This is a genomic window from Haloterrigena sp. KLK7 (assembly GCF_037914945.1).
GTDB lineage: Archaea > Halobacteriota > Halobacteria > Halobacteriales > Natrialbaceae > Haloterrigena > Haloterrigena salinisoli.
Genome location: NZ_CP149788.1, coordinates 371,523 through 396,905 on the forward strand (window position 1 = coordinate 371,523; position 25,383 = coordinate 396,905).

The following is a 25,383-nucleotide window of genomic DNA, read 5'->3' on the forward strand; positions in this document are numbered from 1 at the left end:
CGCGACCAGTACATAGCAGTTCATGACGGCTCATAGCCACCCGGAAATGGTGGTTGCCAGCGATTCCGCCGTCAGGACGCTTCCAAGGAGCATCACGAGTGCGACGAGCGCGAACGCAACATTCTCTTTCCGGCTGACATCGGTATGGTAGTTCACCGCGCCGATCAGCGCGAAGATCGTGATTGGAAGCGCGATTAACCCATTGACGGCTGGCATGATGATTGCCATCCTGACCGGCGTAAAGCCGGTGTTCGCGAGGAGCCAGAGCGCCGTTACCGCTGAGAGGCCGATTAGTCCGACGACTGTTGCTCGGAACAGTTTGTCACCGAACACTGTATGTCGGCCCATCGCCTGTGGGACCATGTATCCGGCACCGAACAGAGTACCGGTCGCCGACGAGAAACTCGCTAACAGCGCCGCGATAAGGAAGACATAGAGCGCGGCATTGCCCAAGATTGCGGCGAGTGGTTCGCCTGGCCCCGTCAGCGTCATCTGGCCCTCAGTGAGCGTGATCGCGGAGACGACCATCACGAAGGCGCCGATCGTGAGCGTCGTCGTGATCCCCGCAGCGTTGTCGCGTCGGTAGGTGTTGACGTCGTTCCACTCTTTCGTCGGCCCCATGCTCGACTGAATGAAGAAGTTCGGCCAGTAGACAGTTGTTCCCAACAGCGCGATGATTGCAGTCAGATAGCCAATCTCGCCTCGAATCATCGGGACGAGGCCCGCGGCGACATCTTGGATAGGAACGTCGAGCCCGATCAGCAGGAGGCTGTACGAGCCGAAGATGACGATCACCATTGTGGCGATTACGCCCTCGATGCGCTCGTAGACTCGCAACTCGACGAGCGCCACGCCGACACCGGCGGACAGCAGGATACCGATGATCACGTTGTCTAAGCCCGGCACGAGCCATGCCAGTGCCGCGCCTGCGATTGCGTAGTTAGACACTGACCACAAGCCGCTCATCAATGCCATCAGAATCACCAGCACTGATCCACTCGGTCCGGGGAGCAAATCGACGATGTAATTGGTGAGCGGTTCTCGCTCGACTGCGAGCCGTGCCGACATATCGTGGAGCGCAATATCAACGAGAAATGCCAGTGGGAGCACCCACAAGAGTGCAAACGCGAAGTTTGCGCCAGTGTCGGCAAGGATATACACTGAGCCAGCACCGAACACATTTGCAGCGAATAGAACACCGAGACCGTATGACTCGAGGAAATCAGCGACTCCAGACTGGACTCGGCCGATCTGGTAGTTTTCACTTGCCATTGCGGACCACCTCGCAGTCCTCTCGATGCATCGCCCATCGGAGAGAAGGTCTCTCCATGATAGGGATTCACAGCCAAGGTACGCGAATGGATTAGGCTTGCGTGAGCAACTGCTGGGTAAATCACTTGCAATTGAGAGGCTCGTTTAGGGTCTCGTTTTGGTTCAATATATAATAAAATAATTATTGATGGGAACGACAAATCGGTGTTAGTGACCGTGACGATTCGCTTTAACGATGCAGATCCATGGGAGAGAGGGCCGTGCTTGAAAGACGAGTTATAGAAATCATTACCGGCCTAGTTACTTATTTGCCTATCTAGAGTACGAGCGGCATCGAAACTGGCCTCTCGAAGGATTTCGATCTCGGTTCCTCTATGGTGGCTATTTACCGCCAGAACGTGACAATTCGGATGATGGCTACTGAGGCCACCTTTACGGTTCCGTCCGATCAGTTCCCCTTAGGAACGATCTTCGAACAGTTGCCGGACGTGACTGTCGAACTGGAACGGATCATCCCGGCTCAGGACGTCGTAATACCGTACTTCTGGGTGCGAGGAACTGTGATTGACGACGTCGAGGACGCGTTTACCAGCCATCCCGGCGTGGAAGACATTCGCCTCGTCGATTCGGTCGCAGACGAGTACCTGTTACGTGTCGAGTGGGCGCTAGAGTATTCCGGTGTGCTAAGTACACTGGTAGAGACGGAGATCCCACTCATCAAAGCGATTGGCACGAACCAGCAATGGACGTTCGATGTACGCGGCGATTCTCGAAGCGACCTCGCGGACTTTCAGGAGCGCTGCCAAGAGCGGGAGATCCCGATCACGCTCACGGAGATACACGCACTGACACCAGTCGAGACGGTCACTGAGGAAGCACTCACCGAAACCCAGCAAGAGGCGCTGGTACTCGCCTACCAGCGCGGGTACTTCGAATCCCCACGCGAGGTGACGATGGAAGAGATCGGCGACGAACTCGGCATTTCCCAGCAGGCTGTCGCGTCTCGTCTCCGGCGTGGAATCAAGCGCATTCTCGGGAGTACACTTTCCGAGACTGGACAGCTACATCGATAGGCACTGAAAAAGGGTGTTGTATAGCACCAAGTCACTCTCACGCTGCTGGCCGTTGACAGTAGGTATACTATGCCCGATGGGAAGATCGAACGAACAGTCGCTGCGTGTCTCTCCTGTGGGTCCGTCTATGCGGCTCGAAAATGGAGTGACGGGACAATTCAACCGATTGGGAGGGGTGGCTGTCAATGTGGATCAACGCAGTTCCGAGTCATGAAAGAGACGAGTACTCCCACTCTCTAAGAGGCAGACATCAATGACCAGTGTCGCGTATTCCACACATAGGGGCGCTGAGTGCATGGTTTTGTTTTCTCCACGCGAAATATCCGGGGTTATCGTTTGAATTCAGTTGCTGTGTTCACCAAGCGCTCTTGGTATGGACTAGGTGGTCAACAACCCGTCTCGTTACATCCTTCGCCACTAAGGAGTGCGAACATTCTGAACTGTCGTTAAAACGCATAACAGAGGCCGAGTGATCTTCTAACAGGAATTTAGGCACGAGCGCGGGTATGCTCGGGCGCGTCAGCCTTGTTGTTAGCGTAGGCATTGTACGCCGAGAGAACGGCGGTGGCCGCCCCAAGATTGCAGTCCCGGTAGCCAGCAGCGTTTCGCTCCCCATGTCAATGAGGGTTCGAGAGCGTCCTCAGACAGTTCCTCAATCGTCCGAATCTCTTTCAGACGAACCAGACCTTCCCGACAGCAGCAATACCTCAAGCGGAGTCAGGACTATGGATTCGGTGTCAGCGCTCTTGCGGGAGAATACTGGAGAGAACGACTTCCCGTCATAGCCCCACCTTGTGACTAGAACTACTTAAAGAACGACCGGGTCGGATCTTTTGCAGAAACCACGTCTATGGCTTATTTGGGACTTCTTACTGCCGTTCACGGAGTAGAAACAGTATTGGGGGTTTTTGAGAATGAGGCGAGTGGTGACACTCGCGGCGCTGTCGCAGATCAAGGTGCAACGCTGGGGGTGGCGCGTTGCACTACAGGAGCTCATTCCTATCAGTGTGCCGCGAGTGTGGGAGAAGATACCATATCTATCCATATAAAACTACTCTGAACTACTACCCCGTTACCTAGTCAATCCTACTACTCGAGGACGTCGACAGGATAGCGTCTCTCTTCCGTCACGCTGGGTTGATGCCTGTCGAGTTACTGTCGTTTCACTTCTCCTACCTAGGTGACAGCGCGTCCCGAGCTCACGAGGAGGTGACCGTTCGCTCGAACTTCTGGATCGCGTCATCACTCCCCGCGACGATCACTTCGTCGTCGGCCTTGATGGTGGTACGTTCGTCAGTGTGGACAGTGTCGGCGCGCGAGACGCCAACCACGGTCCACCCGTGTTCAGTGTTGTGACGGGCGTCCGCCAGTGACTCGCCGGCAAACGGGGCCGCGTCGGCCCGAATTAGGCGAATCTGGCTCGTTGGAGCCATGACTCGTTCTCCGTGGACCTCTGCCGCGACAAGTCGAGTCGACACTTGTTGAATAGAGAGAACGTAATCGGCGCCCGCTCTGAACGCTGCCCTCGTCTTATCACCATCTGTCACACGTGCAAGAATTTCCACTTCGCTGGAAAGCGAGCGAGCTATGGCGATGGTCATCAATGCGGTCGAGTCATTGTCGACGGTGACAATCAGCGCCGAAGCACTGTCGATGCCGGCTTCATGGAGTGTTTCTGGTTCAGTAATATCGCCAACGACATCGGGATTACGTTCCGCCGATTCGTCGATAGTCGTCACTGAAACATCCGCTGGGAGCGCCTCGAGGGCTGCTGTTCCACCCTCACCGAAGCCGGCGACGATAAGATGTGAGGGTGTCCCGATGCGCCGCGTCTGGACACCTCCTATCTCGTTCGTTATCTCATCGATCTCACTCTCTGGTCCAGCGATAACCAGAACGGTATTAGGCGTGAGTTTGTCGTCAGGCGATGGCGGCAGGCGCAATTCGCCGTCGAACCAACCGGCGACTAATGTCAGGTTCGGGTGGTTCGCGATCGGTGAGTTCCGCACCCGAACATCGTGGAGGGGGCTATTCCGCCGGACGAGTATCTCGCGGACGTCGACCTCGTCCCCGTCGGACTGGTCTGCAACCGTGACGGGCATCGTCGCTTTCTCCGCCAGTCGCTGGCCAATCAGCGCGTGAGGGGCGACGCTGCGGTTGACACCGATTTCCGTGAGTGCCGTCTCGTGGCGTGTCGACTCCGTGAAACTGACCACCCGTAGGTCCTCATTGGCTTCCAGAGCGGTCAGAACGATATTCGCAGTTTTGTCGCCAGCGTCAGTGATGAGTAGCGATGCTCGTTCGATCGTAGCACGGTCGAGGTCAGTTCGCTCCTCAGGGTCGCCCTTGATAGCCTGATAGCCGTCATCAGAGAGGCGCTTCGCTTCCTCCTCATCGGATTCGATGAGAACGTAGTCGATATCGAGTTCTTCGAGTTCGTCAAGGAGCATATCGGTGTCACGCTGGTACTCCGCGATAACCACGTGGTTGTTCTTAGACGTGAGGCGGTCAGCGAGGTTCAGCGGCGTTCGTTCAAATAGTGGGATTACCAGAACACGCAGCGTGACGAATCCGATGATGACTCCCGTCACCTGGATCGACACCATCAGGACGTTCATCGCCGGCGTCGCCCAGGGCGAATCCGCTCCGAATCCGGTCGTTGTCATCGTCTCGACTACCGTCTGGAACGACCGGAAGATAGACTGAGGGCGGTTTTCGAGCGCTCGCATTCCCCAGTTGTAGACGACAGTGTAGAAGAGGACGACTAAAACAAGACTAACCAGGAAAATCAATAACAGCCGTTGACGTTGTGTGAGATCACGCGGATGCAATCCTTCAATGTCTACAAGTTCGCGCATTTAGTGGCCACCAGTCAGACCGTCGTTAGGACCTCTGATTAGTTAAGTGCCGACTTTGCTAGAGCGTACTCTCGTCACCCTGTATCGGCGGTGATCGCGAGGACTGTGCCCAGTTCGAGGAACTGCTCGGAGCCGGATTCGAAGAGTGATCACGACGAATGTTCATGTTCGAGGTGAGCACTAGTGGCGACTGAAACAGCGCTTGTCGACGTCGGCATCCTCTTTACCGCGATCGCACTCGCCGGTCTCCTCTCGAGCCGTTGTTAGCTGCAGTAAGCGACGACCTCGCTGGCGCTGAGTGAACTGATCGGGATGTAAAAAGGGGTGGGACGTCGTGTTGGAACAGACTATTCTCGTAGGATCGAGCACCGTTCGTCGATAGCGACGGTTTCGACTGGATGTGCAATATCGCTTGTAGACTGTTTACCGTTAGGAACAATGGAATCTTTGTCCCATCACATTTCGTTGGCCGATCGAATGTCTGATTGGTCTCCCCATCATGTTATCGTGTGGCGCACCGTACTACCCGTATGAAGTGCCCACAATGCAACGAGAGCAAGGCCGAGCGAATGCTGATCCATTACAAGAATGCCACCGTGTTGGCGTACCTCTGTCAGGAGTGTGCCGACCGAGCACGTCGCGATACGGAGGTCACTGACTTGGTTTCTGCCCCAGACCGGTAACTGATCGCCATCGATTCGATTACAAGCAGTACCGTCCACGGACTGTCTGTCGTCAATCTGAATCTCTCGATCGTCATTGCGAGGGGACTCATCATGGAAACTGAGGACGGGTACATCTTGATCTGATATCTACAGAACCCGGCGTGAGAGTCTAACTGGTATCGTGGAACCCCGTTTCCCACACGCTACCCTAGGTAGGAACCGATAGAACCCTCGTTCAGACTATCGATATTCCCTGTTCCAAACACTGTCATTGCACCATCCCCATCTCAATTCTCGTAGAGCGTTAACGCTGCCAACAAGGGTATGATAGAGCCCGCGAGACCGTGACTTGAGCGTATGAGCTCGGCGCCGAGTGCGGACGTGTCGTCGTCGGTAGCTCGAGCGAACTTAGTCGTCAGCTCCTCGAGCGTCTCGCCCTACTCGGCGAGCGGTGTACGGAGGGTCTCGGGGTCGTTGAGAGCGGCCTCGGAAAGTCCATCGATGTTTCGAGCGCCCCGAAGGTTCGCAGGCGGCCCATCAAGTGCGTCGATTCCCTCTCTGAACTCACAGCGCGGATGTGGCATGAAATTCGGCTTGAGTTGTGAATAGGTGATCGGTCAGTACAGGTGAAGCATTCATCGCTTAATACTCTATCAAGAATAGCCTCGTCAGATGACCTTCTCCCACGTGTGCTCACAGTTCTTACATTCAAATTTTCTTTTAATATCTGGCCCGAGCAGCTCTCCAGCGGTTTCTCGACCACTATTCTCCTTACAATTCGGACATTTAACCCCTTCCATCCCATATGAACATTGGTTTAGAACAATATAATCTACACGACCATCTCGAGACTTGTTCGGAAAATCAAGTGTACAGTGGGTGAGCAGAGAGCGGTCAGTTCGCACCTGTAGTGAACAGATGGCTAATTTTTGTGATCTTCCCAAGATGGGAAGATCACGCTAATCAGTACAAGGAGTTCATGGACTGCTTACGGCTGGAAGCGTAAATGAGAAGGTCGCGCCCTCGCCGTGTTCAGACTCGACCCAGATGTCACCGCCGTGGCGCTCAATGATTCGCTCGCACAGTGCGAGGCCGATGCCAGTTCCATCGTACTCGTCTTGGCTGTGGAGGCTTCGGAACACTTCGAACACCCGGTCAGCCTGCTCCGGATCAATGCCGATCCCCTCATCACTGACCGAAATCACCCACTCGTCGCCGTTGTTGGCCTGCTCAGCGGAGACGTGCACTCGCGGCGGGTCATCGCCGCTATACTCGATCGCGTTGTCCAGTAGATTCTGGAAGAGTTGGCGGAGTTGCCCGGCGTCGCCCATGACGTGGGGGACCCCTTCAGTAGTAATCTCGGCATCGTGCTCCTCGATTTTTACATGGAGATCCTGGTGGACATCCGCGAATACGGCGTCGAGATCAACCGGATCGAGGGAATCTCCGCGAGTGTCGACACGGGAATACTGGAGGAGCCCGTCGATCATTGCACGCATGCGGTCGGCGCCGTCCACGGCGAACTCGATGAACTCCGCTCCATCCTCGTCGAGGGTATCCGCATACCGGTCTTCAATGAGCTGGAGATAGGACGAGACCATCCGCAGCGGTTCCTGGAGGTCGTGAGAGGCAGCATGTACGGTGCGTTCGTCCGTTCTCGGCACTGGTGGAAACAATTCCGAGAACTAGCACTCGGTTGTCTGACTCACAACCTTGACCAGACACTCTGACTGCCTGGCACAGAGAACGTATCTCACTTGTCATATGTGAGTTAGGCTGGTGTCACTGAGCGACGCTTGCCGAACAGGTAGATGAAATAAATGAGTGCCAATGGAAGAAAAGATAACCCACCAAGTACTCCACCGCCAACCACTGATTCAAGTAGAGATCCACCAGATAGTGCCAGGCCTGCGATACCAATGAAGACGGATATCACAAAGAGTATGCGAAGTATCTGTAGTTCCGTTTGTTTGAGCGGGAAGATGGGCATAGATAGCTGTTATATGGGCGACAGTATAGGTTTTTTCCTGGAAGGTCTGCATCTCCATCTACGGTTGTTTCGACTACAAGTGTGTCGGATCAGTAGGATTTCAACAGAGCCGTTTCAGATAGATTTCTCAAGGAAGGAATCGTGCTACCATCGACTGGTCAGGCGCGAGAGGGTGTCAAGCGCAAAGTGCTTGCTGCGAACTAAGAATTCAACTCGCCAATTTGTTAAGTAATATTATTATAAAGTACAATGCCAAGGACACTGGAAGGCCGAATATTTATTAGTCGCTAAGTCTGTGACATAAGAGTGGCCGAGCCTAAGTATGTGGGCGAAATTCTTTTAATTGAGAATAGTCCAGGAGATGTGCGTCTCACAAAGGAGATGTTTAAGGAAGCCGGATTTTATGGCACCTATTATGTTGCTACTGATGGTGTCGAGGCATTAGACTTCCTCTATCAGCGTGACAGCTATGTTGATGCACCTCACCCGGACATTATATTTCTTGATTGGCATTTTCCTCGGAAGAGCGGGGAAGAGATACTAACAAAGCTAAATGATGACGAAAGTCTAAAACAAATCCCAGTAATTGTTCTGACGGGGACAGGACCAGAGCTACATGATCTACAATCGGATGATCTCGGAGCAGATGGCTATGTCTTGAAACCACTTGAACCGGACGATCTTATCAGAATTGTTCAAGAGTTTTCTTTGGATCAAGCCCTTGAATAATTATCACTGCTACCGATATCTCCATCACCTCTTGAGTTGCGAATGGGTGATCGGTCAGTACAGGCGGAGGCGTTACTGGAGGGGCTGCTACCATCTCTGATATATGTCAATAATTGTGCGCTGAATACGGAGTACTGAATTCAGAATGTTTCTACTGTTCATTCGAGAAGTCATAGATAAACGCTAGGAAAAAAGTTTATTAGTATAAATTATATTAAAATGATTATGGACGAAGATGAAGGGAGCCTAAATGGGGATATTGAAGCTAGAATGGAGAATGCGGACGGAGATTCTGGAACTTCAATCCTCCAGTCAATGGGATACATAGATGATGGAACCGGAACGGATCGGAGGGAGGAAGATTCGGCGGATTCTGGACATTCAGTTCTCCAGATGGTCTTAATGATAACAGTATCGGTATTATTCGGGGGTTCTCTCCTGTACTTCCTCATAACGGGTATATTAGCTATATTTGGTGTATCCCTGTAGTGAGTTGTTCCACTATGATAACTATCTAGAAAATATGCTTTCGACACAATGCCCCCAATTTTAATTACTGCAACCCCACACCAATCATCTGAAACTGGACGGTTCCCCAACGGTATGTCCGCAGGTGTAGTGAACGGATGGTTCGCTCCAGAGTAGGTGAAAAGAAGGTTATGCGGATCGGTCTCTGACTCCCTCAGTACAGACAGATGGGTAGAAGAGGAGATGACTGAGAACCGGAGGGCGACAGCGTCGGTGTCAAGACTCCTCGAGCAGCGAGCGGGCCCGTTGTACGTAGCTGTTTGCGTCCCAACTGCGGACATCACTGATCCCGTCAAGGAGCATCCGAGCATCGGCAGCTGACAGCTGCTCGGTTTGAACGAGGACCGAGAGCAGCGTCGGCGTCGTTACGAGACGAGTATCAGCGAGTGACGCGTGGATCAAGCCGAGTTGGTTGAACTCGTCACAGAGAAACAGTGTGGCATCGAGTTCATTCGCGAGGGTGACAGCAGCGTTCTCGCCGTCATCGAGCGGAAATTCGGCGTCGAGGTCGATCGACCGTGTCTCGAGCGTCTCAGTTCGGTCGAGCACGGCGGTTGCGGCACGACCGTGCGCGTCATCGTACGAAGCGATCTCCCGGAGTTCCTCAATGACCGCCGTTGGGACGACGACCTCGTATTGGGCCAGACAGATTGAGAGTGGATCGGGATCGCTGGCTGCAACGTTCCCGAGACTGACGAGGGCGGAGGAGTCTGCGACAAGCCGCGACATCTATGCGTCAGCGACCTCGTCGATAAAGTCCTCGTCCAGCTGTTGTTTCAACACCCGGAGATTCGCCGCTTCTTCGGCACCGACGAGTGCTTTGAGTTGCTCGAAGGAAATCTCGTCGTCGTAGTAGGCGGCCGCGATCTCTTGGGTGAGAGCATCGTCGTGAGCGGCCTCTTGAAGGTATTCGCGGAGTGCAGTTACGAGGATATCTGTCCGGTCCTCTCCGAGCACGTCCGCGAGGGCATCGGTGCGATCGATGAGCCGGTGCGGTGCTCGGAACTGGACACGCTTCTTGTCGCTACTCATTATGTGTACAATGTGAGCTAGACTACTTAGCCCTTGTCGTGTGTACGCTGTGAGCCTCTCCCGGCTCGTGTCGATGGACTCCCGCCCGACGGGCGGCCAGAGACACGATGAAGCGCTTGCTGCTTAAGCGATGGGCCCATCTGTACGGCTCGGTTGTTCTCGGTGGAGTCTGTTGCTGTGAGCGCCGCTGCCAGCTGTAGCCATAGACCGACTCTGGGATGATCGAGTAATCGCACTGGATCTGGTGGCCAGAACAGTACACTCCCTATCGGATCGTCGGGGTCGCCGTACCGATCTGGTGGAAGGAGAACTCGAGGTCACATATGTGACGTTCTCGGAATATTTGCGAAAGGCTGAACGAAAAATTATTCCGATGATGTTTAGCGGGGGTAAGCGAATTTTCATCATACAAATGTTATATGCCGTCTTATCTCTACGATGAACGGAGCAACCGAGACATCAATTAAGTTAAAATATTTTAAAGTCTCTCAGTTTGTAACGACTGTAACTGGGTCATCATAGTCTAAAAGAACCTTCTGTGTTGCATCCCCAAACAAGGCCTTTCCAGTGGGTGAGCGTTTGCGGCCTGGAAGGAGGATATGATCACAGTCGTATTCTTCAGCAGCTTGAAGAACGACATTGCCTTTTTACCGACATAGCCGGCGGTTTCGTACTGGATTTCGAACTCAGAAAGGACCTCGTCCGCGATATCTTGTGCGAACTGTGCCGCTCCTTCGCGGGCGTCATCGGTCGTATACTCACTCGTTGAGCTAGCGATTGTCGACATCGCTCGCTTGCGCGCGGCGTATTCCTCAGTGGGTCGTCGCATGAATCAGCACAGCAGTTGCATCAACGCCTTCGATAAGTGACCCTGTCTCATGTGCAAGTTCCTTGGCTTCCTCCGTCGGATCAACTACTACCAGTGCTCGCTCCATATCATATATAAAATCTCTGTACATGCAAAGTATACTGCCCTTCTCTTGCCACTAACGGTCAAACTATCCACTAATACAGGCTAATCAAAACATATACGTTCTTGACTACGAAATGGAGGTGGCACATGGGACCATTCCCGTTCCAAGTAGTTGATTTTGCGCATAGTCCTCTAGTAACGTTTCTCCTGGGACTGTTCATCGTCATCGTATTGCTCGTCTGGATCGACTTTCCTGCGTTCATCGGATTGATCCTCGCCGCGTTCAGTGTCGGAGTGATCAACGCAATATTCGTGGCCGACTTCACACCGGCTGAAGCTGCTACGGCAGTCGCAGAGGCATTCGGGTCCAATATGACTGGAATCGGTATTCCGATCCTTGCCGCGGCTGTTATTGGCAAATCAATGCTGGAAAGCGGTGCCGCTCAGCGAGTCGTTCGCGGATTTCAGAACGTCCTCGGCGAGGAAAACTCCGATATCTCACTACTCGGTAGCAGTTCCGTGCTCGCAATTCCAGTGTTCTTCGATAGCGTGTTATTCCTCATGGCTCCTCTCGCACGGTCAATGCGTGCTCGTGTAGGACGGGATTACACGTTGTTCTTGGTCGTCGTCGGGTCTGGGGCGGCGACTGCTCACGTGTTCGTTCCGCCGACACCCGGACCGCTCGCAGTCGCATCAGAAGTCGGTAGCGATCTCGGTGTGACAATTCTCATCGGTATCATAACAGCCATTCCAGCAGCGATTCTTGCTGGACTCGTCTATGGTCGGTGGATCAATGCCCATCTCGATATTCCGCTCCGAGACACAATGGCGACGACAACCGAAGAACTTCAAGAAATCGCCGACCGGCCGACTAGCACGCTCCCTGGGATGGTGGAATCGCTCGCTCCGATCATAGTTGCCGTCGGTCTCATTGGTTCGTACACCTTCGTAGATGCGTTTCAAGAGGTGTATCCTTCACTTGAACTGATCGAGCCAGTCGTCGTCTTTCTCGGCGAGCAAAACGTCGCGTTGATGCTTGCCGCTGTTGTCGCTGCATACACCTTGTATAGACATAATGATATGACAAAAAGCGAATGGAGTGAAGAATTGACAGAAGCATTGAAAAGCGGTGGTAATATCGCTGCGATTACGGCTGCCGGCGGAGCGTTCGGTGCGATGCTTGCAGCATCTGGAGTCGGCGACTACCTCGCAAATGCTCTCCAAGAGGTTGGAGTTGGACTACTAGTTACAGCCTGGCTGATTGCTGCAATCGTCCGGATCGCACAGGGATCAGCGACTGCCGCAATGCTAACTGCGGCTGGAATTATGGCTCCCCTCGTCGGTCAGCTTTCGGTTAATCCAGCATATCTCGTCATGGTCATCGGAGCCGGTGGCAACATCTTCTCCTGGTATAACGACTCTGGATTTTGGCTCGTGAAGGAAATTGGCGGACTTACGCAGGAAGAGACGTTGCAGACTTGGACAGTACTGACAACGGTTATCTCCGTTTCAGGATTGATCACGACGCTACTCGTCTCGTCACTGTTCCCGCTCACCTAGTTCATCTCCCGTACAGCTCGGAAAGTTCCAAGCTGGGGGAACGTGGGATTCTCTGCAAGACATATAGTGAGCTTATTGAGGGCATGACATCGTCGAACACTTTGCAACCGTAGTTTTATACTGGTGTCCCTTTCGGTGCGGTGATCGATTGTCGGCAGATTGGTGGTCTTACAACGATCAACGTCTTACAATCCGGTCGTTCGGCGCCGATCAGCTGTGCGGCCAGTCTGGCCCAGGGATCGACATCGGTATGGTCCGTCAGTGACCACGGATCGGGCGACCAGAAGAGGATCCCGCCGACCGGATCATCGGGATCACCGTACCGTTCCGGTGGAGTCTCCTCTTGGGGAGTCTCTTGACGCTGCGTCCGAATAGATCATCAAGCAGGACGAAACCTACACGCATGAACGGCACGGCTCCGTCAAAGTCACCGGGATCGGGCAAGACGTCCACAGCGTCGATCAGGCACGGAACACGACGGAGGAGAGCACGATCGTCATCCGGTACGCCATCCTCGAATCGTCAAACCACCGACCGACTCCCGATCTCGCCGATACACTCGTCGAGTTTCTCGACGCAATCGACACGCAGAGCTACTGAACGGCTGGTTCATTGGAACCATCGTGCTGTACTTCTCCTCTGAGTCAATCGGGAGTGCCGTAGGTCCGGAGTTCGAGCCATAGCTTCCATTGTTTCTTGTTCATCCGTAGATCGGCCTTAGACGCTTCAATCGGACTCTCGGTCAGCTCGTCGACGTACTCTTTCCGGTCCCCCTCGAGTCGCTGGTAGAACTTATCCGAGTCATTCTCCTCGATCGTTCGTTGCCCCGCGAATCTCGGAGTATCGTCTTTTCGTGTTCTGTGTACTCATATTCTCAATTATTAGACGCGTTCCTAACGGGAGGTGAATAACTGTTGCTATTATACGCCGAATAAGGAAATCAGGGAGACGTATCGTCAATTTAGCGGTCACAATGAGCATCAGCCATCTCGGCGGCACGCACTTGGGATAGCTAGTGATGCAATTGTAACTGGACTTGCCGGTCGTCTGACCGGAGACGACCGATCGGAGAACGATACCAACCCGGATGAGGGGGCTGCTAACTCGAGCAACGAGCCCGACAATCAGAGCAATGAAACGGATTCAAACTCTGGAAACGAGAGCAGCCCTGATGAACCGAACAGTACGTCTGAGAGTGCAGCCGAAGTGACAATGCTGACGAATGATTCTGGAACTCACTTCGAACCCCATGTCGTCCAAATCGAACCCGGAGAGACTGTCACGTGGACGCTCGAGAGTGGTTCTCATACGGCGACCGTTTATGCATCGGCGAACGACAAGCCCCAGCGGATTCCTGATGACGCTGAGGCATGGGATAGTGGGACGGTTGATAAACAAGGAGCAACCTTTGAACACACGTTCGAAACCAAAGGTATCTATGATTACTACTGTCGTCCACACGAAAACACGGGAATGATCGGGTGCGTTGTCGTCGGTGATCCCACCCTTGATACTCAGCCAGAATGGCTGAGCCATAGTCTGAACTGCCCGACGAAACTCACGAGAAGATCCGCGAACTGAACGAGATGGTCCGGAATGGTGGCAAAAGTGAGCATGGTGGACACGAAAGTGGCGAAGATGGCCACGGTGGTCACGAAGATGCCCACTAACGATAACTGATTGAGAGAGGTACCGCTCTTTCTTTATCAACGATTTCTACAAGTTCGAGGATGTGCTACTATTTCAAGCTAATAACGTTGTCACGAAGGATTAGGGCGGCTCTGTCTACTTCTGCACCTCTTCGACTGGTGTGTTTCCGTCGAGAGCTTGATTTGGCATCAATCGTCGCCCCCGGTGGCGCGAAGACTTCGAACGTGTTCGCTCTCCCCGCGACTGGCGGCTCTCCCGACAGGACATCTTCGTTCTGTTGATCGGGGTTGGAGTGCTTGCAGCGGCTAATTACCGGGAAGCTTCCCAGATCGTCGAACTCGCTGGCTAGTTGAGGTCGCGCCGATTTTCCGAGCTGAGGGTCAGCCGAGTGTAAACGGCGAATACGACGCTACGTGCATCTCACTCCGGGAGTGCTACGGGTTCGAAGTGACGAAGTCCGAAGTACGTCAGTACGACCGCGCCGAACCCGGTCAGAAGGAGACCGATCGCAAGGAGGTCCCCCACGAACGGAATTACGCTCGACACCTCCAAGACGATCATGACAACGACGACTCCAGCGCCCGTCGCCAGCCCAGTCCGCAGCGATTCCATCTGTTGTCCAAGGAGGTACCCCAGTGAAATGACCCCGTAAGCGATCATCACGAGTCCAATCAAGAGCCCGAGGATGGCCACCGGAATGAGGATCAGCGTGAAGGCCATGAAGACGAACAGCGCCAGGAACGTCACGAAGACGAGGCCGCCGATCGTGAGACTGCCCAGCGTGTGTTCGCGGACCGTCGTTCCAACGTTCTCCAGCAGTGTCGGTCTCTGCCGAGAGAGCCAGGCGCCTCGAGTGACGGGTACTCGAGGGACTGGTCCTCTCCGTTCGCGGTAATTTCAATAAATATACCAATTCGCCAGAAGACGATTCCTTGACGACCTCCCTGAGAACCGCGCTGCTGCCGGCGGTCCTCGTCGGGGTTTCTTGCTTGTCATCACACACGCTCCGATTCATCAGTCACGTGGGACGTTCCGCCTCCGAACGGAGGATGATCCGAAAACGGTCGCCGATACGTTCACCGGTCCGACACTACCGGTACTCGCATTTCAGAGGGGGTCGCGAGTCGTCGAACACCTTCTGGTGAGCTAACAGACAATCTGGGGAGCTCACACAGCAAAGCAAATCAATTGCTGTCCATTACCGCGACTACCGGTCGGTCCGCGTCCAGAAGGATCGATTGGGTGACGCTTCCGAATAGCGCCTTGCCGACTGGCGATCGCTTCCGTCCTCCCAGCACGAGATATCGGGAGTCTACTTCGGTAGCATAGTTCAGGATTTCTTCGGCGGGGTTTCCCGTTCGTCCGATCACTTCGTGCTCCCGCGAAATCCCCTCGGAAGCCCGTTCGGCGACCGTTCGAGCGATTTCTTTTCTGTCCTCATCCGTCGCCTTTTCATCGATGTTAATTTTCTCGTTGAGGAGATGATCGTGCTCCGACTCTTCATACACGGACACGATGTGAAGCGGTTCGTCAAAGCGATCGGCTAACGTTGCCGCTTCCTTCACTACTGCTTTCGATCTCTCTTCGTCATCGACTGAAGCAACAATCGTCATATCATACTACTAGCTTTTGGAAGGCAAATAAATTCGGATTTGGTTGTAAATGATTGACAGAAAGTAGCGCGTAGTGTTTTACGGACGGTCAAGACGGATGACCATCGAAGTCGGAGAGGGAGCTATCGCCTGACAACTGCTTTTTTCTCACCCCATTAGGATGTAAAAGCTCCAATGGTTGTCATTACTTGGAGCATCAAGATGGGTAGCGTAATACTGTTGTCGGCACTGGAGTGTTCCCCGCCTAATTCAGCGAGAGAATTCCGTCCGAAAGCCGAGCGGAGCGAGGTATCGGCAGATAACTGGCCGCAACGAGTGTCGAATAGAGCCCTGTACGAGACGCGCTCGTGATCGAGCGTCGTTCGCCGAACGGTTCCGTTCGGAGAACTTGCTCGCTAACGGTTCCAACAGATCGGTAGCCGTGTCGAGGCCGCAAGTGACAGGGCGTGAAGAGTCGATTCCGAGTCTGTTAGAATCGTGACTGGGTTGATAACCCTTGCGCCGAACATATCCACTGTCGCGTACCTTTCCCACGCGACAGAGCGATCCCATCTCCCCACCCGACCTTATCGTCATCCACCGTGGACCCGCCCCGGCCCGCTGGGACTTTTCACTTCGCGCATTCGGTACAGTCGCCCGCCCCCGAGCGGGTCGTCGTCGCCTCACGAACCGACTGTCACAGATCGCTCGAGGACATCGTGAACGCTCTCAGGGAACGTGCGGTTTCATAGTCTCGTGACTTCCCGTAGACCTCGATCGACCGCTCTTCGAAGTCGACGTCAGACCAGTGGAGGCCATCACGTTTCTCGTCCCTTGGATCCGAGAACAGTTCCGCTCCACGCGCGCCCATGTCGAGCATAACTACGATCGCTCTATCGCGGAACACAGTCTCTCGATCGATCCGGATCGTTCCCTCGAGCGCCATATCGACGCGCTTCGTGACGTAATTGATGAGTTGCTCGCGATTGTCTTCTGACCGGTACTGCGTTTTCCACTTCCCATCGTCTTCGGGGAGTGGATCCATCGCCTCGGTCGTGTCCGCTGGGTTCGTCTCGAGGAGTTGGTCTCGAACACACCAGGACAGGAAAGCACGAACGTACGCGAAGTATGTCTGTGCCGTCGACGCCGAGATCTCCTCGTTAATCTTAGTTCGGTCATATAGGTCCTCGCTGTATCACCGGATGTACGCTGGCTCGAGATCTCCAATGTCCTCGAGGCCGAGGCCACGTTGGCAGAACTCGGCGAACCCCATCAGCGGCGAGCGCATCGTCATTCGGGACCCTTCCGCTTGGATCTTGTAGGTGAGGTAGCGTTCGATTGCGTCTTGGACGGTCTTCCCGTGGGAGTGAGCCCGTCTCTCAAAGCCCTCGGCCGCTCGACGTCCCGCGACCCACGCTGCGCTCCTCGTCCCTGGGTGCTTGCGGGGTCGGGGGATGGCCGAGACGGCCTCACCCCCTCTGAGTCCACCAGGACGGTGGCTGTTTCGCCGAGCGCTGTAGCCGGATAACCAGTAGTACGTAACGGCCCGCCCCGCTCGCCGCTGCCGCCCTCCGTGTCGCTCGTAACCGACCCTTCCCGGCTGTCGCGGTCTCGTTCCTTCGTCACTCGACCGCGTTCCGGGCTAAAGTGAATCTGGTCTCGGCGCCAGCGGGTATCCCGTCGGTTGTGCCCCTCGCCGGCTTTCGCGTTCCAGCGCTTGGTGCCGCCTGCGCTGGCGTGCGCCACATTGCGGCGCGCGTTCTCGGCGACAGTCGCGCTGGACACGGACCTGCTGTCCAGTCCAGACACGAAATTAAGATGTTATGTCATGATTTAAGTCGTCTGGCACCTGTGCCGCCTGTTATCTCGCATACGGAGGAGTTTCTCCGGCGTGTGTCATCTGTTTGGTCGGGACGTGTGGCGTCACTGGATACGACTGCACAACGTGTGTTGAATTTAACACATAGATGGATTCTAACTGCAATCAAATCCCAAAAAATTTGAAGATAGGGATAGAAATAAGGATTGACGGTTTACCTATACCGCCTGTGAACTCATAAGCAGGTGTTCCCCGTATGTATCAGGTTTCGACACGCGCTGCTACTGAATACCCTGCTCAGACCGTATAGAATGTAAAGCGTAGCTAACCACCCTACTAATCAAAAACAGAAACAACATACAACAATGAATAAAAAAGATATAGGACTGATTTGTATCGCGCTCTTCACAGCATTAGGTGCTATAGAGTCCCTTCTTCTCAATCAAAGTCCCGTTCACCCCCTTCTCCTGCTCATCGGAGCAGGTGCCATCATCGTTATGGTGTTTCGGGACGAAGATTCACACAGGAATGAATCTCTCACCACGGACTCTATCGCCGTTCTTTCAGTTTTGACGGGAGGTCTTGTAGCAATCATTCTGTGACCTCTTTCTGGGAAGAAGGACTCGTGTTGGATTCTTTTACTGAGGATTCTGACAGCGATCTGATCGCTGACTCGATCATTTTTCGACCCGACGGCACGAGGAGCGTCATCAGCCGCTCGAATCGATTCCGTCGCTCGCAGGCGTTCGGAATCGGCAACTCGAGCGCGCTCGAGACGATTCCTCGTCGTGGATGGCTCCGTAACCGATCATTGCCGCTCTTGCAGTGTGGCTAGGTGCTGCATTCTCTTTGCAGTCAGCCCTCCGCACTTTGAGTGAGGACTCACGATGACACGACTCACTCGCAGGCGGTTGATCGCACTGAGCGGGACGGTCGCCCTCGCGACGTTGGCAGGGTGTGGCGACGACAGCGTCGACGAGGGACCGGGGCCGCAGGCGCCGGAAAACGAGGAGTCGGAGACGCCGGAGGACGAGGCCAACGATACCGAAGGCGCCTTCCAGGACGGCGAGAACGAGACCGACGGTGGGAACGAGACTGATGGAAACGAAACCGACGGAAACGAGACTGACGTCGAGAATGAGACAAATGACGGGAATGACACCGAGGGCGGGAACGATACCGACGGATAGCGCCTTGCCGTAGCGTCTCGTTCCGTCTCGGAGAGTCGCAGAAACGGCGCTTCGCCGCTCTCGACAGCGGACGTGGCGACCGCAGCGGGAGCGGCCGGTCTCGAGTCGGACGCGCGACTCCGTAGCGAACGCAGGGCGTGGACTTTTCGCCGCGAGGGCGTCAACTGGTATACAGATCACCGTCTCCGTGTGGCCCATCGCCGTCCCCGCCTGACGGTCGGCCGCCGAGCGGACGCCGAGGACGTCGGTGATCGCACGGATCCGACCACCCCACGCCGTATTACCGACCGAACATGACACGAACCCCGACGCGACGACAGTATCTAACCGCGAGCGCCGTGACCGGCATCGCCGCCTTCGCCGGCTGTATCAATAACTCCGACGGGGCCGACGAGCCCGACGAGAACGAAACCGACGACGAACGGGTCGAAAACATCGATTACACGAACCCGAACGGTGAACTCGCGTTCGTCAGACCGGAAGACGGGGCCGAGGTATCGAACCCCGTCGTGGTCGAAATGGAGGTCGAGAACTTCGAACTGCGTCCGCCGGGCGAGGACACGGTCCCCGAGAGCGGAACTGGACACCTCCACGTGCTCGTCGACGAGGGCTGCGTCGAGCCGGGATACGTGATCCCTCAGGAGGACGGCTATTATCACCTCTCAGACGGCGGACGCGAGATCGAAATCGAACTCGAGCCGGGGGAGCACGACCTCTGTGCGCAGGCGGGCGACGACATACACAACGCCTACGACATGACCGACGAGATCTCGATCACGGTCACCGAGGGCGACGGTGGAGGGAACGCGACCGAGAGCGGGAACGAAAGCGGAGACGGAAACGAAACGGACTCCGAGAGCGGAGCCGGAAACGAATCCGACGGCAACTCGAGCGACGACTAATCGCGTTTTTTAGCCCCGTTCTTCTGGCCGCGGTACAGCCGTTGACAGCTGCTAGCGCGGGTAAAAAGACAGACCAGAATGAACGAGTTAGCCGTGGATTCCCATCGCTTCGATCTGTTCATAGTATCGATTTCGGATAGTCAATTACGTGACCTGTACGACATCGTACAACTCAGGTCCGTGAATGGTAGGGCCGATCTTCCGCATTCGCTGCTCCATCACATTGAGGTGCGGTCAAAACTCTCCGTCTCAGTTCGAGAAAGAAGGCTGCAGTACCGCCTGCACGTACTCGTCGGCAGTTCGTCGCGCCGTCGTGAGTGACTGCTCCGCGTCGAGTACGACCGCTCGAGTCCGGGCACCGTCGACGATCGTCATGAGTGCCCGCGAGACGTGATCGGAGTCGACATCGGCGAATACGCCCTCCTCAATTCCCTGATCGATCACCGTGCGAAGCAGGTACCGAACGTACTCGTCGTTTTGTCGGAACCGGTCGCTGAATCGCTCTTTGTACGGTGCCTGGCTCCGCATCTCCAGGATCGCAACGAGCAGGTCCTGATGATCCTGGGGATCGACGAGCAGCTTGTCGAGCAGCAACTCGAGGCGCTGTTCGGGAGCCGTCGTTTCGACCTCGTGGACTGTGTCCTTGAATCGATCGAGGATGTAGTCGAGAAACGCCGCGAGCAGGTCCTCCTTGGTGTCGTAGTGGTAGTGGATCGCAGCGGTCGACTTCCCGTACTCGTCGGCGATCCGTTGTATCGTGAGATCGGCGTACCCGTGCTCGCGAAGCGCGCGGTAGGTCGCCCGCATGATCTCCGCGTTCGGGCCGGAGACCGTTTCGGTCGGCGAATCAGCCATTACCCGATACTCGAGTGGCCCGTAGATAACGGTTTTGACCTACTCGTTAGTCAGTAGTCGATCGAGGAGAAACCAACAAGCGCCCTCTGCTATGAATTCTGAGGTTTGAGTGTCGATTCCAAATCGATCCCGTTCCCGAACGTTTTTGACTGACCAGTCAGTAACCTCTGTACTGAACGATATGAACGCTACTGCAATAATCGGATTGGTTCCGGTGAGACGTCGCCCACCCCGCAGACGTGGCACCGCCGATTTCCGCTGCCAAGAGAGCGCTGTCGAGACCGCTGTGGTGACCAACTGATGGGAGTGCGTCGGATCGTCGACTCGCTGTTCAAGGACTCCGACGAGTTCGACCTCACGTCGGGCGGGATCGGCAAGCCGCTGTTCTACCTCTCCCTGCCGATCATCGTCCAGAACCTGTTTCAGGTCACGTACAACCTCGCGGACACCTTCTGGCTCGGCCGCCACAGCACGGCGTCGCTGTCGGCGATCAGCTTCGCGTTCCCGATGGTCTTCCTGATGATTTCGCTGGCCCTCGGTCTCTCCGTCGCCGGCAGCGTACTGGTCGCTCAACACGTCGGCGCCGGCAACGAACGCCAGGCCGAGTACGCCGCCTCGCAGACGATGGCCTACGCCGTCGTCGCCTCGATCGTCCTCGGCGTCGTCGGCTACGCCTTCGTCGACGAGTTCCTCGTGATCCTCGGGACCGGCCCCGAAATCTCGCCGCTGGTCGCCGACTACATGCGGGTCTACTCGATCGGCCTCGCGGGCGTGTTCGGTTTCGCCGTCTTCATGGCGCTCATGCGCGGGTACGGAGATACGATCACTCCGATGTACGTGATGGCCGGGTCGGTCGCCCTCAACGTCGTCCTCGACCCGATCCTCATCTTCGGGTTCGAGAACAACCCTCTGTTCGGCCTCCTCGGAGCCGGCGGCCTCGAGGCCACCCTCTTCGAACTGACGGGCTACGCCGGGTCGGGAATCGAGGGCGCTGCGATCGCGACAGTGTTCTCGCGTGCATTGGCGTTCGCCGTCGGCCTCGCAATCATGTTCCGGGGCGACCGGGGCGTGAAGATCCGGCTGACGCAGATGGCTCCAGATCTCACGTTCGGTCGGAAGATCGTCGACATCGGACTCCCGGCGTCGATCGAGGGCACCGCCCGCTCGCTGTCGATCAACCTGCTGCTGTTCGTGCTGGCCGCGTTCCCGGCGGAGATCAGCGCCGCCTACGGAATCGGGACTCGGATCTTCTCGGTCGTCTTCCTCCCGGCGCTGGCGGTCTCGCAGGGGATCGAGACGATGACCGGCCAGAACATCGGTGCGGGGAAACAGGACCGAGCCGCCGCGACGAATCACTTCGGTGCCCGCGCCATGCTCGTCATCCTCTCCGGCGTCGGACTCGTCACGCTGGTGGCCGCGCGGCCGATCGCCTCCGTCTTCACGAACGACCCGGCGGTCGTCGCCGAGAGTGCGACGTTCCTCCGGTACGCCGCCCTGACGTTCGGGTTCATGGGCGTCATGCGCGCCTACACCGGCGGCTTCCGCGGTGCCGGTCACACGATGATCGCCGCCGTCGTCTCGGTCGTGACGCTCGGCCTCGTCCGATTGCCCGTCGCCTGGATCGGCTCGTCGGCGATCGGATCCACCGGGCTCTGGATCGCGTTCCCGATCTCGAACGCGATCGGCGCGATCGTCGCGTATTGCTGGTTCAAGCGCGGGACGTGGCGGTCGACGGATCTCACAGAGCGGAATCTCGGTTCCGACGCTCCCGGGACGGATACCTCGTCGTCAGACGACTGAGACCAACGACTTGAGGACGCGTTCGCTTGACTTTCTCGGCGGCCTTGTACCGAATCTGAGCGTGCATCTTCGCAAATCCCCAGCCGTGTAGACGGCGGTTCATGAACGCGCCGTAGTCCATGTTCTCACTGATGTGCGTCAAGTTCAATGAACCAGAACTGGATCTGTGTTTCGAGGATCTCTCTCGACAAGAAGAGCCCGAACAACGTGCCGCGGGCAGGTATATGTTCGAAGCGATTCGAACTCACCGGCTGATTTTTCTTTTCGGTCATTACAGATACTTGTATGGCTGAGACTGTCGAATATCAGTGGATGACGGTGTGGACAGACGCGAGTGTGACTCCGTATCGAGTGGAGACACCAGCGGCGAGACCAGGTCGAATGCTGTCGTCACCGGCGGTGATCGACGGATGAGTCTCCGTGACCGGCTCTGGACCGGGTTTCAACTCGCGGGTGGCAGCGTCGCAGTGCTTCGTGCGAACCCGGGGTTAACCGTCTATCCACTCGTGGGTGGTGTTGCAACCGTCGCGTACCTCGTCACTGTCCTCGGCGGATTCGTCACACTGGGTGGATCGGAATCGCTCGCCTTCGTGATTGCACTGCTGGTGGGCGCATATGCGGGATCGATGTTTCTCGTCTCGTTTAGCATTGCCGCGCTCGTCTGGGCGAGCAGAGAGACGTTTGCCGGCCGATCGCCGTCAGTGCGTGACGCATTTCGCGTCGCTGCCGACCATATCTGGGCCCTTCTGGTGTGGTCGCTCCTGAGTGCGTTCGTTGGCCTCGCGCTCCAAATCCTTGAGGAGTCCAGCGACATCGTCGGCATCATCATCGCGGCACTGCTCAACACCGGGTGGCTCGCGCTGACGTACTTCGTCATTCCAGTCGTCGTTCTCGAGGACGCCAGCCCGACCACAATGGTACAAGAGAGTGGACGGCTCATCCACGACACCTGGGGCGAGACACTCGGTTCGGAGTTCGGTGTCGGATTCGTCACCGCCCTGTTGCTCGCTCCAGGGCTAGTACTCGGCGTCGTGTTGTACCTCGCCGTTCCCGGCGAATCAGCACACCTCATCGCCATCCTTGGCGGCGGGCTGTTCGTCGGCATCGGCATGCTCACCGGCTACACGCTCGGTGCGATCGCGAAAACAGCGCTGTACGTCTTCGCCCGCTTGGGAACGATGCCTGGAGAGTTCGATGAGCTTGCACTCGCCGAGGATCCCGATCCATCGTAAACCGGGAGGGACTGACATCCGTCCGCTACAGCCAGTCGAAGAGCGGTTTAAGTGGTGACAATGCGCCCCGAATCGCGAGTATGACGGCTCCGATCCCAAGCGTCGACGCGTACTCTCTGAACGCTGATTCGAGCGCCTGCTGCTCGTCTGACGTGCCGAAAAACAGCATTGTTGGTTCAGTAGCTGGGCCGTAGACGGGCATTTCGCGTCCTTTTTCGGAGTAGACTGTCTCGTGGTGTTCGATCAGGTTGGCGTCAAGCAACTTCTCGAGATGGTAACCGACTGTCTGGACTGACACATCGAGTTCGGCCGCGAGTTCCGCTGCGGCCATCGGTTCCTGGTTCAGCGCACGAAATGCCGTCTGCGCGGTTTCAGACTGGAGAGCACCGAGAACTTCATCTGCGTATTCATCATCGAGACAGATGACCCGTGGTGTCTCGCTTCGTTTGACCGCTGCGTCGGAATCCTGTGAAAAAAGTCGCCCCATTGTTAGCATCTATACATACGTAGTTCGCAATAAAGTAATACTGATAACGAAGAATCAGTTCGAGGTTTCCATCGAATTTAAGATCGCAGTCGGTGCCGGGTTACAAGGTTGTCGTTCTGGAAACTGAAGCAGAAGTAGAGTTCCCCGGCTCAGAGCAACAAATCCACCGGTGGGACGTTTGCGTCGATGATGATCTCCTTCGGCATCCCGACGACATGGTCATCCAGGCGACTGAGCCAGTGGTTCTTGAATCGCCGAATGAGTACTTCATCCAAGACCAGCCGGACTTCGTCTTGGACTTCGAGGCGTTCAAGAAGTTTCTCGTTGAGGATGGCCGTGAAAAGGATGCTAAGTATCGTTTGACGCTCGCGTCCGTGAACCAATCGTCAAAGATGGCGATGTTGTTGGTGTTCGGTATAACAGCGATCGGCTCTGGTGAATCGCCAGACAGCACGGACACGAGGGAAGTGGGATAAAAATCTGGTTCCACGGCCCGAACATCGCCGACATCGATATCTACGAAACCCGCCCACAGTAGCGGTTCGCCACCGAAAAATACACTAGTTTGTCACCCTTAATTACCACCGATGAGCTCCGAACTCATTTCCAAAGAGAAATCAATCAAAATTACGATTTTCTCGTCGATCATGGTTCTGTGCTTTCTCTTTTTCCCCATCTGGCCAGTAGCAAGAGCGTGAACCTGGCCAATCCGTACTATGCCACCGTGCTCATCGTGCTTCCGCTTGTTATTCTGATCAGCCTCGGCATGCTGATCCGGATCAAGAGACGCAATTAAGTGACGGGCCACAGTGACTGGAGATGACCCGTTCACGCAACGTTCATCGTTCTCCGGTAGCGGCTCCTTCGCGACGGTTCGCTGCGCGTAGTTCACTTAGGAAAGGGGGTCTCGAGCGACCGCACTGGGGGAGTGAGCGCTCGAGAGCGGTGTTCTGTTCTAACCCGCATCTTAAAATAGCGGTCTGAATCCGATAACCCTGGTTCCAAATAGTGTTGACCTACACCCCTGAAGTCAGTGTACTGTCGTTTCTATTTCCAGTATACTCGGCTAGAATTTGAATCAGCATACTGTGGAGGGTTTTGCTGTCGAGAATGACGGAACACCCCCACCCTACTATTTCCAGTAAAGCACCGTCTTCCATAGGGCTCATTTCGCAGCTGTAGTTACCGAACTGGACGTTTCAGTTCTGACTTGATCCTGAATAAAGAAATCGTATT

At 55.5% G+C, this 25,383-nt stretch carries 19 protein-coding genes and 5 pseudogenes; 11 read left to right on the forward strand and 13 right to left on the reverse strand.

What is annotated here, in order from left to right; genetic code table 11:
* Positions 1–30: 30 nt before the first annotated feature.
* Positions 31–1,272 (reverse strand): divalent metal cation transporter, encoded by a 1,242-nt coding sequence (locus WD430_RS20605; RefSeq protein WP_339105996.1) that lies wholly within the window; start codon positions 1,270–1,272, stop codon positions 31–33.
* Positions 1,273–1,685: 413 nt separating this feature from the next.
* On the opposite strand from WD430_RS20605, the gene WD430_RS20610 reads away from it, so the two are divergent.
* Positions 1,686–2,345 carry a bacterio-opsin activator domain-containing protein gene (locus WD430_RS20610; protein ID WP_339105997.1) on the forward strand — a complete coding sequence of 220 codons (660 nt, stop codon included), beginning with the start codon at positions 1,686–1,688 and terminating at the stop codon, positions 2,343–2,345.
* 1,199 nt (positions 2,346–3,544) lie between these two features.
* Here the strand turns inward: WD430_RS20610 and WD430_RS20615 are convergent.
* Complete coding sequence (locus WD430_RS20615; protein WP_339105998.1) at positions 3,545–5,203, reverse strand: NAD-binding protein; 1,659 nt, start codon at positions 5,201–5,203, stop codon at positions 3,545–3,547.
* Between the two features lie 1,642 nt (positions 5,204–6,845).
* Positions 6,846–7,517: pseudogene (locus WD430_RS20620) on the reverse strand (ATP-binding protein); the annotation flags it as partial.
* Here WD430_RS20620 and WD430_RS20625 point away from each other — a divergent pair.
* From WD430_RS20625 to WD430_RS20635, 3 genes and pseudogenes are all read left to right on the forward strand, one after another.
* A pseudogene (locus tag WD430_RS20625) lies at positions 7,506–7,598 on the forward strand (IS5/IS1182 family transposase); the annotation flags it as partial. The pseudogenes WD430_RS20620 and WD430_RS20625 overlap by 12 nt on opposite strands.
* Positions 7,599–8,164: 566 nt before the next feature.
* Positions 8,165–8,587, forward strand: coding sequence for a response regulator (locus WD430_RS20630; RefSeq protein WP_339105999.1), 423 nt, complete (start codon positions 8,165–8,167; stop codon positions 8,585–8,587).
* A 225-nt stretch (positions 8,588–8,812) separates the two neighbouring features.
* Positions 8,813–9,076 carry a hypothetical protein gene (locus WD430_RS20635; RefSeq protein ID WP_339106000.1) on the forward strand — a complete coding sequence of 88 codons (264 nt, stop codon included), beginning with the start codon at positions 8,813–8,815 and terminating at the stop codon, positions 9,074–9,076.
* A gap of 255 nt (positions 9,077–9,331) precedes the next feature.
* Here WD430_RS20635 and WD430_RS20640 read toward each other — a convergent pair whose 3' ends face one another.
* The 3 genes and pseudogenes from WD430_RS20640 to WD430_RS20650 all read right to left on the reverse strand — a co-directional run.
* A complete protein-coding gene (locus tag WD430_RS20640) occupies positions 9,332–9,844 on the reverse strand; it encodes a hypothetical protein (protein ID WP_339106002.1) in 513 nt (170 codons plus the stop codon).
* Positions 9,845–10,147, reverse strand: a complete 303-nt coding sequence (locus WD430_RS20645) for a hypothetical protein (protein WP_092933786.1) — start codon at positions 10,145–10,147, stop codon at positions 9,845–9,847.
* A 488-nt stretch (positions 10,148–10,635) separates the two neighbouring features.
* Positions 10,636–10,776, reverse strand: a pseudogene (locus WD430_RS20650) (universal stress protein); the annotation flags it as partial.
* Positions 10,777–11,207: 431 nt separating this feature from the next.
* On the opposite strand from WD430_RS20650, the gene WD430_RS20655 reads away from it, so the two are divergent.
* Positions 11,208–12,620, forward strand: a complete 1,413-nt coding sequence (locus tag WD430_RS20655; protein ID WP_339106003.1) for a gluconate:H+ symporter — start codon at positions 11,208–11,210, stop codon at positions 12,618–12,620.
* Positions 12,621–13,832: 1,212 nt separating this feature from the next.
* Positions 13,833–14,201, forward strand: a complete 369-nt coding sequence (locus WD430_RS22650) for a plastocyanin/azurin family copper-binding protein (RefSeq protein WP_407067152.1) — start codon at positions 13,833–13,835, stop codon at positions 14,199–14,201.
* A 489-nt stretch (positions 14,202–14,690) separates the two neighbouring features.
* Here the strand turns inward: WD430_RS22650 and WD430_RS20660 are convergent, their stop codons facing one another.
* From WD430_RS20660 to WD430_RS20670, 3 genes are all read right to left on the reverse strand, one after another.
* Complete coding sequence (locus tag WD430_RS20660) at positions 14,691–15,017, reverse strand: hypothetical protein (RefSeq protein WP_339106004.1); 327 nt, start codon at positions 15,015–15,017, stop codon at positions 14,691–14,693.
* Between the two features lie 437 nt (positions 15,018–15,454).
* The gene (locus tag WD430_RS20665) at positions 15,455–15,883 is read right to left on the reverse strand and encodes a universal stress protein (RefSeq protein ID WP_339105967.1); all 429 of its coding nucleotides are present in this window, start codon (positions 15,881–15,883) and stop codon (positions 15,455–15,457) included.
* A gap of 676 nt (positions 15,884–16,559) precedes the next feature.
* Complete coding sequence (locus WD430_RS20670) at positions 16,560–16,907, reverse strand: hypothetical protein (protein WP_339106005.1); 348 nt, start codon at positions 16,905–16,907, stop codon at positions 16,560–16,562.
* Positions 16,908–18,568: 1,661 nt separating this feature from the next.
* Between WD430_RS20670 and WD430_RS20675 the strand changes: the two genes are divergently transcribed.
* Both WD430_RS20675 and WD430_RS20680 read left to right on the forward strand, forming a co-directional pair.
* Positions 18,569–18,871, forward strand: a complete 303-nt coding sequence (locus WD430_RS20675; RefSeq protein WP_339106006.1) for a hypothetical protein — start codon at positions 18,569–18,571, stop codon at positions 18,869–18,871.
* A 293-nt stretch (positions 18,872–19,164) separates the two neighbouring features.
* Entirely contained in the window at positions 19,165–19,773 is a 609-nt protein-coding gene (locus WD430_RS20680; RefSeq protein WP_339106008.1) for a DUF4399 domain-containing protein, read from the forward strand.
* Between the two features lie 87 nt (positions 19,774–19,860).
* Here WD430_RS20680 and WD430_RS22595 read toward each other — a convergent pair.
* Both WD430_RS22595 and WD430_RS20685 read right to left on the reverse strand, forming a co-directional pair.
* Positions 19,861–19,947 (reverse strand): annotated as a pseudogene (locus WD430_RS22595) (transcription factor TFIIB); the annotation flags it as partial.
* A 75-nt stretch (positions 19,948–20,022) separates the two neighbouring features.
* Positions 20,023–20,628, reverse strand: coding sequence for a TetR/AcrR family transcriptional regulator (locus WD430_RS20685; protein WP_339106009.1), 606 nt, complete (start codon positions 20,626–20,628; stop codon positions 20,023–20,025).
* A gap of 300 nt (positions 20,629–20,928) precedes the next feature.
* On the opposite strand from WD430_RS20685, the gene WD430_RS20690 reads away from it, so the two are divergent.
* Together WD430_RS20690 and WD430_RS20700 are read left to right on the forward strand one after the other, a co-directional pair.
* On the forward strand, positions 20,929–22,428 hold the full coding sequence (locus WD430_RS20690) for an MATE family efflux transporter (protein ID WP_339106010.1): 1,500 nt from the start codon (positions 20,929–20,931) through the stop codon (positions 22,426–22,428).
* Positions 22,429–22,838: 410 nt separating this feature from the next.
* Positions 22,839–23,660, forward strand: a complete 822-nt coding sequence (locus tag WD430_RS20700) for a DUF6159 family protein (protein ID WP_339106011.1) — start codon at positions 22,839–22,841, stop codon at positions 23,658–23,660.
* Positions 23,661–23,685: 25 nt separating this feature from the next.
* Here WD430_RS20700 and WD430_RS20705 read toward each other — a convergent pair whose 3' ends face one another.
* Positions 23,686–24,147, reverse strand: coding sequence for a helix-turn-helix domain-containing protein (locus WD430_RS20705; RefSeq protein WP_339106012.1), 462 nt, complete (start codon positions 24,145–24,147; stop codon positions 23,686–23,688).
* A gap of 53 nt (positions 24,148–24,200) precedes the next feature.
* On the opposite strand from WD430_RS20705, the pseudogene WD430_RS20710 reads away from it, so the two are divergent.
* A pseudogene (locus WD430_RS20710) lies at positions 24,201–24,574 on the forward strand (NAD(P)/FAD-dependent oxidoreductase); the annotation flags it as partial.
* A 147-nt stretch (positions 24,575–24,721) separates the two neighbouring features.
* Here the strand turns inward: WD430_RS20710 and WD430_RS20715 are convergent.
* Positions 24,722–25,039: a hypothetical protein gene (locus tag WD430_RS20715; RefSeq protein WP_339106013.1), complete on the reverse strand. Its 318-nt coding sequence runs from the start codon at positions 25,037–25,039 to the stop codon at positions 24,722–24,724.
* Positions 25,040–25,383 lie beyond the last annotated feature (344 nt).